Here is a 17,277-nt window from a genome sequence, read left to right on the forward strand (position 1 = left end):
TCGGTTGACAGCGACATCCACCGCTTGGCAGTGGTGGCTACGGTGTCCAATTCGGAATATTACCGCGGTACTATCGGTCCCAGGCAAATGCGGAAGCCGTCTCGCGAGTCGGAATAAGTCACGCTGTGAATTCCCAGTCGAACTGCGCAGCGAGCATTCCCGGGCACATCGAAGTAGTTCCCACCACGACATACCGGACGAGTGACGCTACGTTTGGTTGGGTCTTCATAGTAAATCTCTTCGTGACCACCCTTGGGATCGAAGTGGTCGATGACGAACTCCCATACGCCTCCGCACATATCTGCCAAACCGAAACCGTTGCGACCTTTTTCACCGTAATGGTCTACCGGCGAGACAAAGGGAAAACCGTCACTCCACGGCGCCTTGCCCAGCGGCCACGTCTTTTGGCGGTCAGGGAGAAAATCAATTGCCGAGATGTTCAGCCGACCTTGGCCTTCTTCCAGATCATTTCCCCACCAAAAATAGAGACTCTCCTTGCTACCACCGCGACAACCATATTCCCATTCCGCTTCTGTGGGTAAACGGTACTCCAATCCATCGGGTAGTCGGCCCGCTTTGCGTTCACGCTCGGTCAGCCAATGGCAGAAGGCGTTCATGTCGTTGTAGCTGACGCACACAACCGGAAAGTCATCGCGGTTTGGAAAACCCCAATTCGGATCTCGCCAACTCTTGCCTGCCACCGACTCCCATGGATGAACTACGTTGGTAGTCAGATGATAGCCGTCCCAGTCTGTGTCAAAGACTTGAGTTTTCCCATCAGGTTTCTCGGCATCGGTGACGTAGTTGCTCTCGGTCGTAAATCTTCGAAACTGACCAACACTGACTTCCGTGCGGCCCATCCAGCAGCCGTGCTTGACGCGAGTCAGTCGAGGCTTTTCGCCTTCATAAGATTCGCGGTCCGTGCCCGCTTGAGCACCACCTTCGATGCCCGTGGCCCATAACTTCTCTGCTGGCGTGCTGCCCATCATGAACTCACCTGGCGGCAAATACATGACCTCCAGCGTTACACCATTTCCCAAGTCGACTTGCTTGGCGTCGCCTACCTTCGGTTCAGCGGCATGCAGCCCGCACACGGGTACCAACAGAATTGCAGTCACGACAAATTTCAGTAGCTTGCGCATCGGGTGTACTTTCAAAGTAGTCTTACGACCAATTCTTAATCAGCAAGTCAATGGCTTAATTGGTTTTACCAAACAAGTTGAACTCGGTTACCCCAGGTGTAATGCCTGTGGGCCACTGGAGGATGACTAATCTTGCCCGCGTGCCCACACTGGGCGGACACTCGCGATAATCAATCAGCAAGTCCTGGGTGTTTTGGCTGCGATCTACAAGCGTGGTCCACTGATCGCGACTGGTCTCCAGCTCAATACGATAACGTATCGGGCCGGGCTTTGCAGCCTTACTTGTGTCCAGTCCAACATCGCGCCATATTATGCGCACGGCGTAAATGGTTGAAGGCAACATGAATTCAGTGGTTAGCGTGGGGCTGTTGTCTCCTTCGGCCGGTTGCCACCATGTCTTTAGATCGTTGTCGACGGCAAAACGTCCTTCCAGATTTGGCGCATGAGAGGAACCAAGGCTGCGCATCTCGCCATTGATGGGTAACCAGCCTGCATCGTTACTACCGCTGTTGTCATTTCCGTGCCCCGGTAATTTCTGTGGCAAGGAAGTGGCGCCTAGAACTTGCAATTCACCATTGGCGTCGACCACAGCCCGGTCCATGCCCAGCCGCCGTTCAAACGCGTGAACTACGCTAGCGCGCACGCTATAGAAAGCCCATAACTCATCCTTGGGCCCTGCAATGATCGACCCATGCGCCGTACCCGTAATCAGTCCATCAACGGTGCGGAGTATCGGATTGCGTTGCTGAGGCTGAAAAGGACCCAGCGGTGAGTTGCCGACATAGGCACCCATCGCATAAGTGCGATTCTCTGTGCCCCCAGCATTAAAGGTCAAGTAGTATTTGCCTGCCCGCTCGAGCATCCATGCGCCTTCCATCCAACCGACACGCGGGTTTTGATTCCACTGGCCAACCGCTTCCCAGGGAAATTTGTCTGGGTCGAATGGGATCAATTCTTGAGGTGTGCCAATTACTTGCGTGACATCGTTCGTATCCAGTTCCACTCCCCATATCCCGCCAACTGGACTGCAGCCCCAATAGTAATACAGCCGCTGGTCTGAGTCGGAGAACAACATCGGATCAATGAAGTCGGGTGCGCGACCAGTGCGCTTGATGGCAATCTTGCCAAGCTCTTCGAACGGTCCGAGCGGGGACTTGGAAGCATAGATGGCCGAGTTGCTAGCCATCAACAAAAATCGATCGCGATGATGAACTATCGTTGGCGCATAGCCCAGGTCGCGCACGTTCAGCGGATGATGCGTCCACGTTGCCCCTAGATCCTCACTGACCCAAGCCATATCGACCGATGGATACAAATAGAACTTGCCATCAAACCATAACGCACTGACATCGGCCAGTTCGCGAAATTGCTGCTTGTATCCCAAACGCCACATCCATTCCGGTCCCACGTCGCCGTTGGTCAGATCGCGAGCGAACCGACCAATCGGATAGTTCGGCAGCGAAAGCGGATTGCAGTAAGTCGTCGCTGGACGTGGTTCATCCGCTTGCAGATTGTTGTCTGACCGGCGATCCAAAGCCAACAACACCAACGTACTGAATGCGCAGGCGATGACAGCCAGCAGAGAAGGAGCGCGCATAGGTGGGGCCTGTTTAGATGGGTGAGCACTTGCCAAGTGCCGTATAGGTTAGCAACTGGCTGTGCGTGCTGCAAACTACACGCGAACAAGTAGCCATGCGCCTCCACTGAACTCGCGAGGTCGTCCAGCTTTTAAGTCGAGCAGTTACATGGTGTTTTAAAGTTTGGGGTGGCCGTGGTATTTCGATAGTAAAAAGCCGAACGATCTCTCGCGTCAAGGGAGGCACGATTCGTCAGCTAGAGAGATGACTCTTCGACGCACAGCATGTGGCTAGCCAGCAGTAGTGCCCGAAACGCTTGACGCGTTCCGCTACGCGCTTATGTCTACGGGGTAGCCGGGATGTCTTGAAAGACCACTTTGTCGTAGACTTCTGCCAAGGACAAATGGCAATCGATGGCGTCGAGCTTGACCGAGTCATTTAGTCCTTGGCAGCTGGACAACATCCAGCTTCCATCGGGCAGGCGCGAAAAGCAATCGATGGAGTGTCGATCCTGGGCAATCAAGACATAGTGCTTGAAACTGGGAATGGTACGGTAATGCTCGAACTTCTTGCCCCGGTCATACGCTTCAGTAGAATCCGACAGGACTTCAACCAGAACCACCGGGTTCAACAGCACATCGCCGCCATCTGACTCCAGCTCTGGTTCACCACAAACGACCGAAAGATCTGGGTATGTGTACAAACCGGTCGCTTCAATTCGCAACTTGAGATCGCTGGGATAAACTCGACAAGGTCTCTTTTTGAGTTGCTCCCGCAGGGTAGCGCCAGTGTTGAGTACGATCAAGTTATGGTTGGCCGATGCACCTGCCATGGCAAACATCTCGCCACGAAAGTACTCGGACCGGTACTCGGCCTTTCGTTCCAAGCGTAGATACTCGTCGGGAGTAATGAAGTGTTTAGGTAGTGTAGACATGGTCACTTGGTTACAGTCGCACGTTTGGGCAAGACCCAGTCTTTACGAGGATAGTGGCAAGTGTATCCACCTGGATTTCGTACCAGGTAATCCTGATGCTCGGGCTCCGCTTCCCAGAAGTCGCCGGCTGGTTCGACCTCTGTTACCACTTTACCGGGCCACAGTCCGGATGCATCAACATCCGCAATCGTGTCCACAGCCACCCGCTTTTGCTCGTCGTTGGTGTAGTAGATCGCCGAACGGTAGGAAGTGCCACGGTCGTTTCCTTGACGATTCTTGGTCGTAGGATCATGGACTTGAAAGAAGAACTCCAGCACCTGTCGGAAGTCTGTCTGGCTGGGATCAAACACAACTTCAATGGCTTCGGCGTGCGTACCGTGATTGCGGTAGGTCGCATTCTTCACATCGCCGCCTGAGTATCCCACTCGAGTCGAGACGACCCCAGGTTGCTTGCGAAAAAGATCTTCCATACCCCAAAAGCATCCGCCTGCCAAAATTGCTTTTTCAGTCTTCACGTTTGTCTTCGCTTTCGTTGCTGGTGTGGTGGCCGGTTTAGTTTTATCCGCTGTCGGCCCGGGAGGCTGAGCGGTCGCCAGTACGGCGGCAATGGCTACGCCAAGAATTGAAATGACCGCCAGAGCTGACCGCCAAGATGTAGTTTGTAGATTCATCGTTCTCTTATCCCCGCAATGATTCTGATCTCTTCACGCCTCGCCAGAACCACTCGTGCAAGCCAAGCGTGCGCCAACTTCAATTCTAAGACGACTTGTCGCGTCAAAGTCTTACCGAATTCCTGAGCCTTCTTACCAATCCGTTGCCACCTGTGGATTTCTTCGCCAACTAAGTCCACCGTCTGGCGACGGTGGCTACCAACCGGCGACGGTGGCTACCGACTGGCGCTGTCCAATCAATTAGACGCGATCCAGAACCCAATGCAACCCTAAGGCACCAATACGGCTGCTTATGGGCCGCTAGCGAACCGCTGGTGTCGCAAAATGGCTTGGGAATTCACTTTAGTACTTGACTCGGGCGCACTTTCTTTTCAGATTTACCCATGGTTTTTGCGCCCGACTACCTAACCCTCTAGGTGTGTACCGTGTCGATTGCTCTCAAGTGCCTCAATGGCCATCCTCTACAGGTCAAAGACGAGCTAGCTGGCAAGAAGATCAAGTGCCCGAAGTGCCAAACGGTGGTGCAGGTGCCAGCTGTCGAAGTTGAACCGATGGTCGAAGCGGCCCTGATCGAACCTGAACTCATCGAGCCGGTGTTAATCGAACCAGTTCTGATCGCACCAACCAAGAAAATTACTAGTGCGCCCGTCAAGCCGTTAGAGACAACCTCGACCCCGCTAGACTTCGATCTACCGGCCGCTCCACAGTTTACCCCAGGTCCCATGCCTGCGATGGGTACTCAACCTCCGTCTAGCGCGTACATGCCACAAGCTCCGGCAGCCACAGTAGCTGATCTACCCAGTGAGTTCGGACCCGCCGCCATTAAAAGCTTGTTACTCTTCGGCGGCAGTAGTGCTATAGCCAGCTTCGCTATCGTGGCAATATCGGGACTACTGTTCTTTGGAGGGCCGGCCAAGTCCAACACCAACTCGCCGGCGGCTGTTGCGCAGAATAATCCTTCAACCTCAGACACTTCGCCAAGCCAAGTAGCTCCATCCTCGACCGAGATAACCAACACCAAGGCACCCGGTCAGACGCCCGCGCCCCCAGATCCCAGTACCGTAGTTGCCGATTCGAATGCAGATGCTAGGACCAACCAACCAGCCGACTCAAAAGCAAACAGCCAAGGGGAGAAGCCTAAAGCGTCTGCGGCCCCAACCGATCTGACACAGATCTTTAAAGATGATACGGGACAAGGGCTGCTCGCACCCAACCCTATTCTGGCTAGTGCTTACGATCCAGAAAACAGTCGGTACTTCATAGGCCGCGACGAAGATGGCATCCTCGTTTTCAACATGGCCGATGTGATCGCCGGCAAACTTGCCCCTGAGCGAATATTGCCTCTTGGTGGTGACAAGCCCTTAGCCCTCTGTTTGCGCACCGTCGACAAAGAGCAGTTCTTGTTAGTCAGCACGCATGAGAATGGACTACTACATGTATTCAAGACCTCAGACTGGACGGCGCTGCCGCGCCTGGAAATTCCTTTGGTGGGTGCTATTACGCATATGGAGTCCAGCCCAATTGCCAATAGTCCAACACTCTTTATGGCGGCGTATATGGTCGATCATGGTCATGCGGCTGCTCTGGCAACCTACGATTTCATCACTGGCAAAACTACCAGGCAAGCCCCTGTCGCCACTAAAGGCATGACCATATCACCCAATGGTCGGTTTATAGCTCTGCATGATGGCAACAAAGTACATATGTTTGAGTGGGATGGACAACGCGCGACCCAGGTCAAGCAGTTGCTGACCATCGATCAAAATGGAACCTTTGCCAGCGACCGCTTTGTCGAGTCGGTCAACGTCAGAACGATCGATGGCTCTTATGTGCTCAAGCAGTTAGAGGGATACAACTTCGTCGATGCGCGGCAGCGACCGCTGGGAGTATGCTGGACTGACACCGACCTGTTCTTTGCCTCGACCAACGACTATCGAACTCTAAAAAGCGTGGCACTGCCCACCGCCTGGACCGAGGTGCCAGTAGATAACAAGTCAATGAGCATCTTCGAATTCAAGCAGCACGAAAAGAAACTGGTCTTCGATGAGAAGTTGCAAGTTGTTATTGGACGCAATCGCAACAAATTGTTCGTGCTCAACTATGCCAACCTGGAGTTTCCCAAGGAACCTGATTTAAGACCAGGCAGCAGTCCGCCGGCAATGATCGACATCGGACAACAAATGGTTGGCAGCTTCGGCCTGCCCACCGGAGTTACGCTCAAGTATGTGCCGTCGTTGGATGGTATCCAGCCGAAGGAAGATGAAGTGAACACGACCAACATTGTCGGTGTTACTCTACCCGAAACGCCCGTCGACGAAGGTCTCTCGATCATCAAGCCGGATAAGGCCTCAAGCGCACCGTTGCCGCTCACGAAAGATGACAAGGTCGCGTGGAAACCTGGTAACGGAACACTCGGCAGTCACGTGCTGCGCTTGGAAGCATCCGCGGACAATGTCACGCGTGATCTCTTTCATCGCATCCAAGTAACGTTTCCAAGCGTCACGTTACCCTTCCAAGTCTATGGATTGAGCTGCGATCGAGACCAAGAAACCGCCTTGGTCTGGGGATACGCGCCCGATGAAGGCAACAAGGGCAAATGGCAGGTAGCGATCGTCGATTTGACGCGGAAGAAACCAATTGAAACAGTCGACATTTCGGCCCGCATTCTGTCAGGCTGTTTGGACAAGACGAACTTTTACCTGTGCGTCGAAACTGGCAATCGGTGGGATAATCCAGTCCCTGCATATGCCAGCCTGCATCCGCAACCTCATCCCAGTTCGGATGCCATCCAGGTACGGAGCTACGATCTGGCCACGCTGAAAGAGGGCAGCAAAGCTCCGCTGAAACAGCACGCCAATCACATGGAGAGCATCAACGGCCAGGAGTTGATTCTCGACTACAAGCAACCCCTCAGTCTCCCGAAATTCACTGCCGAAGAAACCGCCAACTTCAACGCGCCGCGCGAACTCGGACGCGTCGGCAATGGCTGGCTGATCGACGGCGTGCTGTTCGACAAAGACCTGCGCAAGCCGCTCCTCTGTACGGAAGTTCCCAAGCTGGGAATCAAAGACCATATCGTGTTCGAAAGACGAGGACTCGATGGCTCCACAGGCCATTGTCGAAGAAAAGTTGGCGGTCCCATCTATCAATTGTGGTATCCGAATCCCATGGACGACCAAAATGTCGGCGCGCCACTGTCGAATTTTCCGGGATTCTTGAAAGTGGTGAACGGCATGCTGGAGCTGCGACTGTGGCCGCGCACCACCTACCGCAATGGAAACGATTTGTATCTCGCGTGGCGCAAGCCGGTCTTTGAGATGGGCGACGAGGCGTTGCGACGACAAGCAACCTACCCAATCGCCACTTCCAGCCAGTCAGCAGTTTTCGCAGCCTATGACCGACTGTGGATTGCTCCGCTCGCAAGCATATTGCCAACCGTCGAATTCTTCCAGTTCGCGCAAGTCCAGGACAAATTCATCCTTAACGCTCACAAGGCAACTTCGGTGTCTTACAGAGCTAACCAGGCTGAGAGCTTTCGGTTGGAACTATTCCACGCGAATCAGTACGGAGGGGCCATGGAAATGTTGACCTTGGATTCTAGAGATGGAAGATTCAACATCGAGCTAGATAGTGAGCAATTCACGAAGATGGCCGAAATGAATATTCGGCGAGCCTTCGACGTTTCCAAGGTTGGTCCCAATGAGATCAAACGGTACCAAAAAGAGTGCAAGGATGAAGTGGACCGCATCGCGGATCGCAAGGTCAGCGGAGTAGTAGTGCCGCTGCATGCATTGGTTTCGGCTACACACAAAGATGGTCAACAACGCTGCATCTTGCCCCATGTTTTCTTGGTCGAAGTTTCACCCAATGCGCTTCTAAAAATGGCTCAGCCCAGTCGCTAACTTTACTCCGTTTCGGCGTTTTAGATACTGCCCCCTCCAGTCGGTACGCCTGTAACACAGTCCATACATTTTTTGTGTCTCGCTCTGTCTTTATCTTTCATCTTCTCAATAGCTGATCCCATGCCCGTTTCCGCCGCTTGTCCCAATGGCCATTCCCTCAATGTGCCAGATCAATACGTAGGCAAATCAATCCGCTGCCCCCGTTGCCAGGCGACGCTCTTGGTCGAAGCACCTGTCGAATTGACGATTCCTGGAGAGCACGAAGGCTTGGTGGATTTATCCTCGTTTGAATCAACGTCGCATCCACATTCTGACCCATTGGCAGATCCTCTGTCGGATCCTCTGGGCCATGCTTTCGGTGATCCCACATTCGGCAATATGGCTGCTGCCAACTATCAGCCCGCAGCCATGCGGCCGGCGCCCAAGCGCGTACCCAAGCCTCACTTTTTTGAGACCACCGCTGGCAAAGCCAGTTCGGTTGGTGGCGGACTGGCACTGGGCACCATGCTGGCCCTGATGCTGCTGGCGGCGATCAGCTTTTTTCGCAGCGGCGAGGTAGCCGGCGGAAATCCAGCTACAGCCGCTGGCACTACCGCCAGCGCAGTCACCATTGATCCGAACGCACCTAATCCCTTGAATCCCGAAGTGCGAGAATCGGTCGACAAGCTGCGCAAAATCATGCTGGCAATGTTCAACTACGAAGACGCTAAACGCCGATTCCCGGGCGGGTCCTCCAAAGTATCGCAGCTATCGTGGCGCGTGCATCTCCTGCCGTACTTGGACCATGCCGAACTGTTTAATCAGTTCAAATTCGACGAGTCCTGGGATAGCCCGACCAACGCGGAGCTGGCCAAGAAGATGCCCGATGTATTCAAACTTGGTAAAGATGATTCGCTCAAGACGCGATTTCAAGTAATTCGAGGTGTGGACTTGCTGTTCGGTCGGGTCAAGGCGCCATCCCTGGCAAACATTACCGACGGCATCGAGAAGACTTTGTTAATCGTGGTAACGGGTGCCGACAAGGCTACTCACTGGACTGAGCCGGATGATTTCCAGTGGGATCGCAACCAGGCAATAGCATCCCTTGGCAAGCTTGATGGCAACGTGATTGTAATGGCGATTGGAGATAAGGTGATGGGAGTGGGCTCGCAAGTTAATCCCATGGACTTCATCGGCTTGGTCTCGCCTAGCGGCGGCGAAGTTGTCGATCCCGTCGAGCTGATGGAAAGCACGTTGAACATGTCGCCGACGGAATTTCTGGCTGGCAGCGTCCGTAACTTCTCGGGCAGCGCTGGTGAATTAGCCAAGAAGATTCCGATCGGCACCAATGACCTTGCCGCGCAGGCTCAAATAGGTGCATACGGTCTAATTGCCCACGACGCGATCTTCAACGCCTATGTTCCCCGCAGTTCCAATCGTCCGGGTGGTGGTTTGTCATGGAGAGTCCATATCCTGCCATTTGTGGGCGAAATCGAGTTGTATCGGCAATTCAGAATGGATGAACCATGGGATGGCCCCACGAACTCAACGTTATTGAACCGCATCCCCGACTGCTTTAAAACCAACACTGGTAACAAGACGCGCATTCTCGGCAATGGGGCTCTGGTCGGGCCGGCAGGCAATCGCAGTCCGCGAGATCTACCCGACTCAGCGTTGTACACTTTGTTGACGCTGACCGTTCCAGCGTCGATGGCCATTGAATGGACCAAGCCTGACGACTTGGCAGTTAACGACAAGTCATTGCAGTTGCTGACCGCTAGCGGTCCGAATGAAATTATCTACGGCGTGACTTGCACGGGACAGGGACTCAAGTTCGATCGAGCCGCACGCCCCATTTTGAAGAGTATGCTAACAATCAATGGAGGCGAGCTGATCGAACCTGAAAGGCTGCGGAACGACTTAAGGATGGATGTATCGATAAACGATCAATTGATGGGCCAAGTAGGCAACCTCGTTAAGCAATCGACTGAGCAGACGAAGCGCATGAAGGACATTGTTCTGGCCATGCAGAACTACGAGTCATCTTACCGCGGACTACCGCCCGCCAAACAATCTTTGCCTCCCGACGGCAAGCCGCTGCTGAGCTGGCGGGTGCACATCTTACCCTTTATGCAAGAGCAGACATTGTACGACAAGTTCAAGCTCGATGAGCCCTGGGACAGCCCTCACAATAAAGAGCTGCTCAACAAAATGCCCTCCGCCTTCAAAGAGCCCGGTTCGAGCGAGAAGAGCAAGACTGGAATCATCAAAGTCTCAGGACCTGGCACCCTCTATCCCGACATTGTGGGCCCATCGATCTTTAAAATCCCCGATGGTGGCCTGACTGTCCTGCTCTATAAAACCAGCTCCGACCAGCAAGTGCCGTGGACCAAACCCGATGACTATGAAATCGACTTAGCCAACATTAAAGCTGCCATCGGCAAACAGCCCGGCGAATTCTTTTACTGCGCCATGGCCGATGGCCGCGTTAGCGTCCTCAAGACATCCATGCCCAACGAGCAACTCAAAGCCATCTTCTCAGCCAACGGTCAAGAAACGCTACCCGACTGGATGAGCGACTACGGTGGCCAGTGGTAGCCGAACTCGCTGTGTCCCCTGCGGTTGGCTGTTACTTTATGTGTAAAATAATGCGACAGAACCGAGTCTCCCCTTCTCTCCCAATGTACTGAGATCGTACAGCTTTTAAGTAAGTTGTACGGAGGGCTTTATGTCACCTCTCCCAAGCTTTGCTTGGGGGAGGTCGGAGCCAGCGTTAAGCTAGGCTCCGGGAGGGGGCTGGTTACCGAAGTGGAAGTGTCTGCAGCAGAATGCACCACACAAATTGTTTCGCTGCAACGGGTTAAAAGTTGTACGATCTCTACTCATTGGGGGAGAATGGGCCGGGGGATGAGTGGCGCGCATCAGCCTGAAGCAACAGGACCGGATCGATGCGAATGGTTCAGCATGAAGAAAAGGGATCCGTTTTTGACTTGGCGCAGAGCAAGATCGAGTTACATCAACGCGGTAGTGTGCTGCAAGCTCAAACACGCCCTCTCATCCCCCGGCTCCTGCGGTTACTAACTACTTTATGTGTAACTACTTAGATTACATTAAACGCAAAAGCGTCCAAAGTCTGTCGACTTCAGCTACGGGTCACTCGTAGCCGATCTCGCCAGAGATTGGAGGATTCAACGGTTACGCGTCCAAAGTCTGGCGACTTCGGCTACGGGTCACTCGTAGCCGATCTCGCCAGAGATTGGAGGATCTAACGGTTACGCGTCCAAAGTCTGGCGACTTCGGCTACAGAAAAATTTAGTTGTGCTGAATAGCGATTGCAATTTACACTAACCATCGGGCCATACCGCTTTGCGATGGATTTTTCTAAACCATGCGTACGGGTATTCGGTTTAAAATTTGGCACGTACTACTGTTGACGTTGCTGGTTGCTATCGTCATTACGTTTTTCGTCAACTGGGAAGTGACCCTTCGTACCGCCGCCCAGCAGGCGTACAATCGCTCGGTGGTGCGAACGCTTGCTCAACAATCGCAACTACTACTAGCTTGTGAGCGCGGCGATGTGCTGCTTCTTGATGAGCTCCTCCGAGCTGGTGTCAGCCCAGATAGCAGCAGTAGGGAAGGCTTCGCTATCGAAATTGCCATCCGAAATGGAAACGTAGGTATCGTCCAAAAGCTGCTCGAAGCCGGGGCAAACTTGAATTTCCGGGGCTTTAGAACGTCGCCTTTAGCTCAGGTGTTTCAGTCTTCGAAAGCAGAGGTGCAATGCTTCATTGGAGATGCGCGAAGTTCACAACTGTACTGCAGTGCACTTAGCTGCCGTCGGCGATTGCCATACGCTCATCCCACGATTGCAGCGGCTCGGCCTATCGGCTGACGCAGGTGACGTATCAGGTGATACTCCGCTCGAGTATGGCATCATGTCATCAGCGGCCACGATTCAAGCACTGCTTGACGCAGGTGCAACTATTCGTACTACTGGTCGTCGACCGATTTTGGCATGTGTCATCGATCGCTCAAACCAAGAGGACGAATTACTTGCAGACGAATGTTACAAAATTGCTCAACTGCTGTTGAGTGCTGGCGCAGATATTAACGACTTGTACGCCGAGGGCCAAAGCATTCGAGACAAAGCGCGAGAATGCTCGAACGCTAAGCTTAGACAGTTGCTAACCAAGTGAAGAATCGTAGCCGATCTCGCCAGAGATTGGATCTTCTCGTAGCCGATCTCGCCAGAGATTGGATGAACTTACGGTTACGCTTCCAAAGTCTGGCGACTTCGGCTACGGGCCAGAGATTGGATGAACTTACAGTTACGCTTCCAAAGTCTGGCGACTTCGGCTACGACTTGTCGCGAGGGCTGCGAACGCATCCATTCTGTCGAAGAAACGAATAAGTCCTCCAAAAGCGATCCCAATAGTCGGTCTGAAATGGCTTTAATTCTGGATAACCTGGAATCAAGCAACCTGTAAATGGATAGGAAGCGTAACCGTCGAGAGGCACAAGACCTTTGCGTTCCGGATTCCGAGCTATGTAATCAGCCACAGCTTCAAACGCACTTCTTTCGCGTTCTTCTTCTCGCAGCACGTGATCGTAGGACTGTCGCTGAAGCAAGGCTCCCATCTTTTGAAGTGCATCGTTTAAGTGCTTACGAAAGTACTTCATAGCTGTCTGTTGATTGCAGTCTTCCGATAACCCTAACCAAAGCAAATGGAAATGGTCAGGCATGCACACGTAAATCGGACAGGTCAGCGCATAGCGAAACATGGCATGTGTCAGCAGTTCCCGAAACCTATAGTAGAAAACTGGAACCAGCCAACCAGTCCTGCGGTCTTCGATAGTCAGCGTCCAGTGAACATATGCGAAACCCTGGTAGTACTCGTCCTCTAGCCGCGGAAGGTGGCTATGCTCTTCGTGCATGGTTCCTGCGTCCTCCTGTAGTGAAGTTAAGCGGTAGCCGATCTCGCCAGAGATTGGATGATCTCACGGTTACGCGTCCAAAGTCTGGCGACTTCGGCTACGGAATATTTGTAGCCGATCTCGCCAGAGATTGGATGATCTAACGGTTACGCGTCCAAAGTCTGGCGACTTCGGCTACGGAATATTTGTAGCCGATCTCGCCAGAGATTGGATGATCTCACGGTTACGCATTCCAAAGTCTGGCGACTTCGGCTACGGAATATTTGTAGCCGATCTCGCCAGAGATTGGATGATCTCACGGCTACGCATCCACCGTCTGGCGACTTCGGCTACGGGATAGGCGACTTTGGCTACTTTTTTCGTGTTAGAATAGGAGGCACTACTCCGCATTATCCCATACATGCATGTTTGGCGGCCATCATGGCGTATCACTGGATTGGACTCTGTCTTGCACTGCTGGCTTGCTGCCAGAGCCACATGGCTTTTGGGCAGGGCCGCAGTGAGCTGGCGGTGGATCAGTTCGTGCAAAAGTATTGTCTTGATTGTCACCAACAAGACAACCCAGATTCCGGACTTGCTCTCGACACGTTGCTGCAAACTTCCACCGTCGATAATCCTGCTCAGTGGGAAAATGTAGTTCGAAAACTCAGTTCGCGTCAGATGCCTCCGCCGGGAGAGCTCCGGCCCAGTGCGTCCGAATACCAAAGTGCCATCGGCAGCTTAACGGCAGAGCTGGACGCTCGGGCGCTGCTTCATCCATCGCCTGGTCACGTCGAGTCATTCCGCCGATTGACGAGGACTGAATTCCAGAATTCAATCCGCGACCTGCTCGATCTAGAGATCGATGTTAGTGACTTGTTACCCAGCGATGAATCCAGCCACGGTTTCGACAATGTCACCGTGACAAATCTCTCACCCATGTTGTTGGAGCGTTATGTATCGGCAGCTCGCAAAATCAGTCGCCTGGCTGTTGGTGTACGCGCCGAACCCGGCGCAGAAGAAGTTTATCGGATTCGTCCCGATGTCACTCAAGATGTTCACATTCCTGGCGCTCCCCTTGGTACGCGCGGAGGCGCGGTCGTCCAGCATAATTTTCCTCAAGACGGTGAATATGAAATCCAAATACGCTTGATGCGCGATCGCAATGATGAAATTGAAAGTCTCCGCGGCAAACACGCGATCGACGTATTGGTGGACCGCCAACTGAAGGACACACTGGAGTTTGAACGTCCACGCAGCGGTAGCGACAAACTGGTCGATGCCAATCTAACTGTAAAAGTAAAATTGACTGCAGGACCGCACGATGTGGCCGTCGTTTTTCCCGAGCGAACATCGGCACTGATAGAGACGGTCCGCCAGCCGCTGAATGTCCACTACAACTTCTATCGCCATCCCCGGATCGGACCTGCAATTTATCAGATCAGCCTTCGCGGCCCGTATGCCGGCACACCACCGGTCGATTCGCCAAGCCGACGCAAGATCTTTTCTGTCTATCCACAGACCGAAACCGATCAACAACCATGTGCCGAGTCGATCATCACTACCCTGGCACGACGCGCTTATCGTCGCGAACTTACACCGGAAGATACTGAAGCCCTTCTAAGATTCTTTCAGCCAGCGGCCAAGCTGGGCGGCTTCGACGCTGGCATCGAAAGTGCCATCCGGGCCATGCTAGTCAGCCCTCACTTCCTCTTTCGCATTGAACGCGAGCCCAGCGAACTCAAGCCCGAGACAGCTTACCCGATCAGCGATGCCGAATTGGCGACCAGGTTAGCGTTTTTTCTGTGGAGCAGCCTGCCCGATGATGAACTGCTCGACCTGGCCAAAGCAGACAAGCTACGTCAGCCGGCCACGTTCGATGCGCAAGTCAGACGCATGTTGTCGGACCCAAAAGCCGCGTCTCTGACCTACAATTTTGCCGGGCAGTGGTTGTACTTGCGCAACCTCGATTCGTTTATCCCCGACATGCGTTTGTACCCTGACTTTGACGACAACTTACGTCAAGCCATGAAGCGTGAGACGGAATTGTTCTTTGAGAGTATCGTCCGTGAGAACCGCAGCGTCCTGGACCTGATTCGAGCGGACTACACTTTTCTGAACGAACGTCTAGCCAAACATTATGGGATTCCCGCGGTCTACGGCACGCATTTCCGTCGTGTTCAACTTGATAAAGCCAACCATCGAGGCGGCTTGCTGCGACAGGGCAGCGTCTTGACAGTCACTTCCTATGCTACGCGCACCTCTCCAGTTGTGCGTGGTCACTGGGTCTTGAAAAACATCTTGGGCAATCCGCCTCCCCCGCCTCCGCCAGATGTACCGGCCCTGGCCGACAATACCGTCTCTGCGTCGCTGTCGCTGCGCGAGCGCTTAGAACAACATCGTGCCCATGCGGCATGCGCCAGCTGCCACAACTTGTTGGATCCCGTTGGCTTTGCGCTTGAGAATTTCGACGCCATCGGTCGTTGGCGTGAAAGTGAAAATGGCGAAGCGATCGATCCCGATGGCGCGTTGTGGGACGGTACGGAGCTGAAAGGAGTTGAAGATCTCGAACAGTCCATCCTGGCTCATCCCGACCAGTTTGCCCAGACATTGACTGAAAAGCTAATGACCTTCGCCCTGGGGCGAGGCCTGGAACCAGCTGATGCGCCCGCCGTGCGACAGATTGTGCGAGAGGCAAAGAAAGATGGCTATCCGTTGGCTGAGATCGTCCTGGGCGTCACGAAGAGTGTTCCGTTTCAAATGAGGAGTTCACAATGATCGTCATGAAGAAATCGCTACCTCGTAGAACGTTCCTGCGAGGTGTCGGTGCCACATTGTCGCTGCCATTGTTGGACGCCATGATTCCAGCGATGACAGCGTTGGCCAACACGCCGGCCAGTCCCGCCCGACTCCAACGGCTGGGGTTTGTTTATATGCCGATGGGCTGCGATGTCACGCGCTGGACTCCCCCAGGTGATGACTTGAACGTGCTATCGCCCACACTGATGCCACTGGAGCCTGTTAAAAACAAAGTGGTAATCATCTCGAATATGGAATTGAAGAACGCCTATCCTGGCACACATGCAACTTCCAATTCATCGTTTCTAAGCGCAGCGACGGCCAAGCGCACGGAGAGCACTGACTATTATCTGGGTACGACCGTCGACCAGTTGGCTGCACAGCAACTAGGCCAAGACACGCAGTTGCCATCGCTTGAACTGGCAATGGATTTACTCTCGGTCGTTGGACAATGCGATAATGGCTACGCGTGTGTGTATCAAAACAATCTGTCGTGGTCCTCACCCACCACTCCACTGCCGGCGGAAGCTCATCCTCGTCTCGTCTTTGAGAGAATCTTTGGCGAAGGTACCGACAAAGCGCGACGCCGCGAAGCACTGCGCGAGCAGGCCAGCCTGTTGGATTCGATGACTCAGGAACTGAAGCGATTAAAAAGTACGCTCGGCCCTACCGATCAACGTCGCATCGATGAATATCTCAACTCAGTTCGTGAAATCGAGCAACGCATTCAGCGAGCGGAAGCACTCTCAGCAGAGAATCCGTTGCCTGATGTCGATCGACCCAGCGGAGTTCCAGCGGCTTACGCTGATCACGCCAGACTCATGTTCGACTTGCAATTATTGGCACTACAAGGCAATGTTACTAAGGTGACGACCTTCCAAATGGCTCGCGAAACCAGCAATCGAACCTATCCCGAAATTGGCGTACCCGATGCACATCATCCGCTGACCCATCATGGCAACAATCCTGAGAAGATCGCCAAGATGGCCAAGATCAACCACTTTCACGTTTCACTCTTCGCGGAGTTTCTGCAAAAGCTGCAGGCCACTCCGGAAGGTGACGGTACGCTATTGGATAACGTGCTGTACCTATACGGCAGTGGCATGGGAAATCCTAACGTGCACGACCATACAAATTTGCCCATCATTGTTGCAGGCGGAGCAGCTGGACAAATTCGCGGTGGCCGCCACATTCGTTTCAAGCAGCCCACGCCGTTGGCCAATCTGCACTTGAGCTTGCTTGAAAAGGTTGGCGTACAAGTGGAGCGCTTCGCAGATAGTAGTGGCAAAGTCGACGAGTTATTCGCGCCTCTGCCTGTTTAGGACTGATCTCTATTTATTACTGCGCGATAGCTAACAA

Annotated in this window: 11 protein-coding genes; 6 read left to right on the top strand and 5 right to left on the bottom strand. The window is 53.5% G+C overall.

The window, feature by feature from the left end:
* Positions 1–59 precede the first annotated feature (59 nt).
* The 4 genes from SH573x_RS16135 to msrA form a co-directional block, all read right to left on the bottom strand.
* Complete coding sequence (locus SH573x_RS16135) at positions 60–1,142, bottom strand: formylglycine-generating enzyme family protein (RefSeq protein ID WP_479348625.1); 1,083 nt, start codon at positions 1,140–1,142, stop codon at positions 60–62.
* A 55-nt stretch (positions 1,143–1,197) separates the two neighbouring features.
* Entirely contained in the window at positions 1,198–2,739 is a 1,542-nt protein-coding gene (locus tag SH573x_RS16140; protein WP_479348626.1) for a family 43 glycosylhydrolase, read from the bottom strand.
* Positions 2,740–3,062: 323 nt separating this feature from the next.
* Entirely contained in the window at positions 3,063–3,653 is a 591-nt protein-coding gene (locus SH573x_RS16145; protein ID WP_479348627.1) for a Uma2 family endonuclease, read from the bottom strand.
* 2 nt (positions 3,654–3,655) lie between these two features.
* Positions 3,656–4,324, bottom strand: coding sequence for a peptide-methionine (S)-S-oxide reductase MsrA (gene msrA / locus SH573x_RS16150; RefSeq protein WP_479348628.1), 669 nt, complete (start codon positions 4,322–4,324; stop codon positions 3,656–3,658).
* Between the two features lie 425 nt (positions 4,325–4,749).
* Between msrA and SH573x_RS16155 the strand changes: the two genes are divergently transcribed.
* The 4 genes from SH573x_RS16155 to SH573x_RS16170 all read left to right on the top strand — a co-directional run bounded on the left by SH573x_RS16155 (position 4,750) and on the right by SH573x_RS16170 (position 12,401).
* Positions 4,750–8,226, top strand: a complete 3,477-nt coding sequence (locus SH573x_RS16155) for a hypothetical protein (protein WP_479348629.1) — start codon at positions 4,750–4,752, stop codon at positions 8,224–8,226.
* A 120-nt stretch (positions 8,227–8,346) separates the two neighbouring features.
* Positions 8,347–10,803 (top strand): DUF1559 family PulG-like putative transporter, encoded by a 2,457-nt coding sequence (locus SH573x_RS16160; RefSeq protein ID WP_479348630.1) that lies wholly within the window; start codon positions 8,347–8,349, stop codon positions 10,801–10,803.
* 790 nt (positions 10,804–11,593) lie between these two features.
* Positions 11,594–12,097, top strand: coding sequence for an ankyrin repeat domain-containing protein (locus tag SH573x_RS16165; protein ID WP_479348631.1), 504 nt, complete (start codon positions 11,594–11,596; stop codon positions 12,095–12,097).
* Positions 12,027–12,401, top strand: coding sequence for an ankyrin repeat domain-containing protein (locus SH573x_RS16170; protein WP_479356862.1), 375 nt, complete (start codon positions 12,027–12,029; stop codon positions 12,399–12,401). The genes SH573x_RS16165 and SH573x_RS16170 overlap by 71 nt, the downstream gene beginning before the upstream one ends.
* Before the next feature lie 160 nt (positions 12,402–12,561).
* On the opposite strand, the gene SH573x_RS16175 is transcribed toward SH573x_RS16170, so the two are convergent.
* Positions 12,562–13,140 carry a transposase gene (locus SH573x_RS16175; RefSeq protein WP_479348632.1) on the bottom strand — a complete coding sequence of 193 codons (579 nt, stop codon included), beginning with the start codon at positions 13,138–13,140 and terminating at the stop codon, positions 12,562–12,564.
* A 420-nt stretch (positions 13,141–13,560) separates the two neighbouring features.
* Between SH573x_RS16175 and SH573x_RS16180 the strand changes: the two genes are divergently transcribed.
* Together SH573x_RS16180 and SH573x_RS16185 are read left to right on the top strand one after the other, a co-directional pair.
* Entirely contained in the window at positions 13,561–15,897 is a 2,337-nt protein-coding gene (locus tag SH573x_RS16180) for a DUF1592 domain-containing protein (protein WP_479348633.1), read from the top strand.
* On the top strand, positions 15,894–17,240 hold the full coding sequence (locus SH573x_RS16185; protein ID WP_479348634.1) for a DUF1552 domain-containing protein: 1,347 nt from the start codon (positions 15,894–15,896) through the stop codon (positions 17,238–17,240). Before SH573x_RS16180 ends, SH573x_RS16185 begins: the two co-directional genes overlap by 4 nt.
* Positions 17,241–17,277: the final 37 nt, after the last annotated feature.

The sequence above is a fragment of the Rania fehmarnensis genome (genome assembly GCF_056494185.1).

Bases quoted from the DNA above. Each gene is read 5' to 3' on its own strand.
- SH573x_RS16135 (WP_479348625.1), bottom strand. From the start codon at position 1,142: ATGCGCAAGCTACTGAAATTTGTCGTGACTGCAATTCTGTTGGTACCC.
- SH573x_RS16140 (WP_479348626.1), bottom strand. From the start codon at position 2,739: ATGCGCGCTCCTTCTCTGCTGGCTGTCATCGCCTGCGCATTCAGTACG.
- SH573x_RS16145 (WP_479348627.1), bottom strand. From the start codon at position 3,653: ATGTCTACACTACCTAAACACTTCATTACTCCCGACGAGTATCTACGC.
- msrA (WP_479348628.1), bottom strand. From the start codon at position 4,324: ATGAATCTACAAACTACATCTTGGCGGTCAGCTCTGGCGGTCATTTCA.
- SH573x_RS16160 (WP_479348630.1), top strand. From the start codon at position 8,347: ATGCCCGTTTCCGCCGCTTGTCCCAATGGCCATTCCCTCAATGTGCCA.
- SH573x_RS16165 (WP_479348631.1), top strand. From the start codon at position 11,594: ATGCGTACGGGTATTCGGTTTAAAATTTGGCACGTACTACTGTTGACG.
- SH573x_RS16175 (WP_479348632.1), bottom strand. From the start codon at position 13,140: ATGCACGAAGAGCATAGCCACCTTCCGCGGCTAGAGGACGAGTACTAC.
- SH573x_RS16180 (WP_479348633.1), top strand. From the start codon at position 13,561: ATGGCGTATCACTGGATTGGACTCTGTCTTGCACTGCTGGCTTGCTGC.
- SH573x_RS16185 (WP_479348634.1), top strand. From the start codon at position 15,894: ATGATCGTCATGAAGAAATCGCTACCTCGTAGAACGTTCCTGCGAGGT.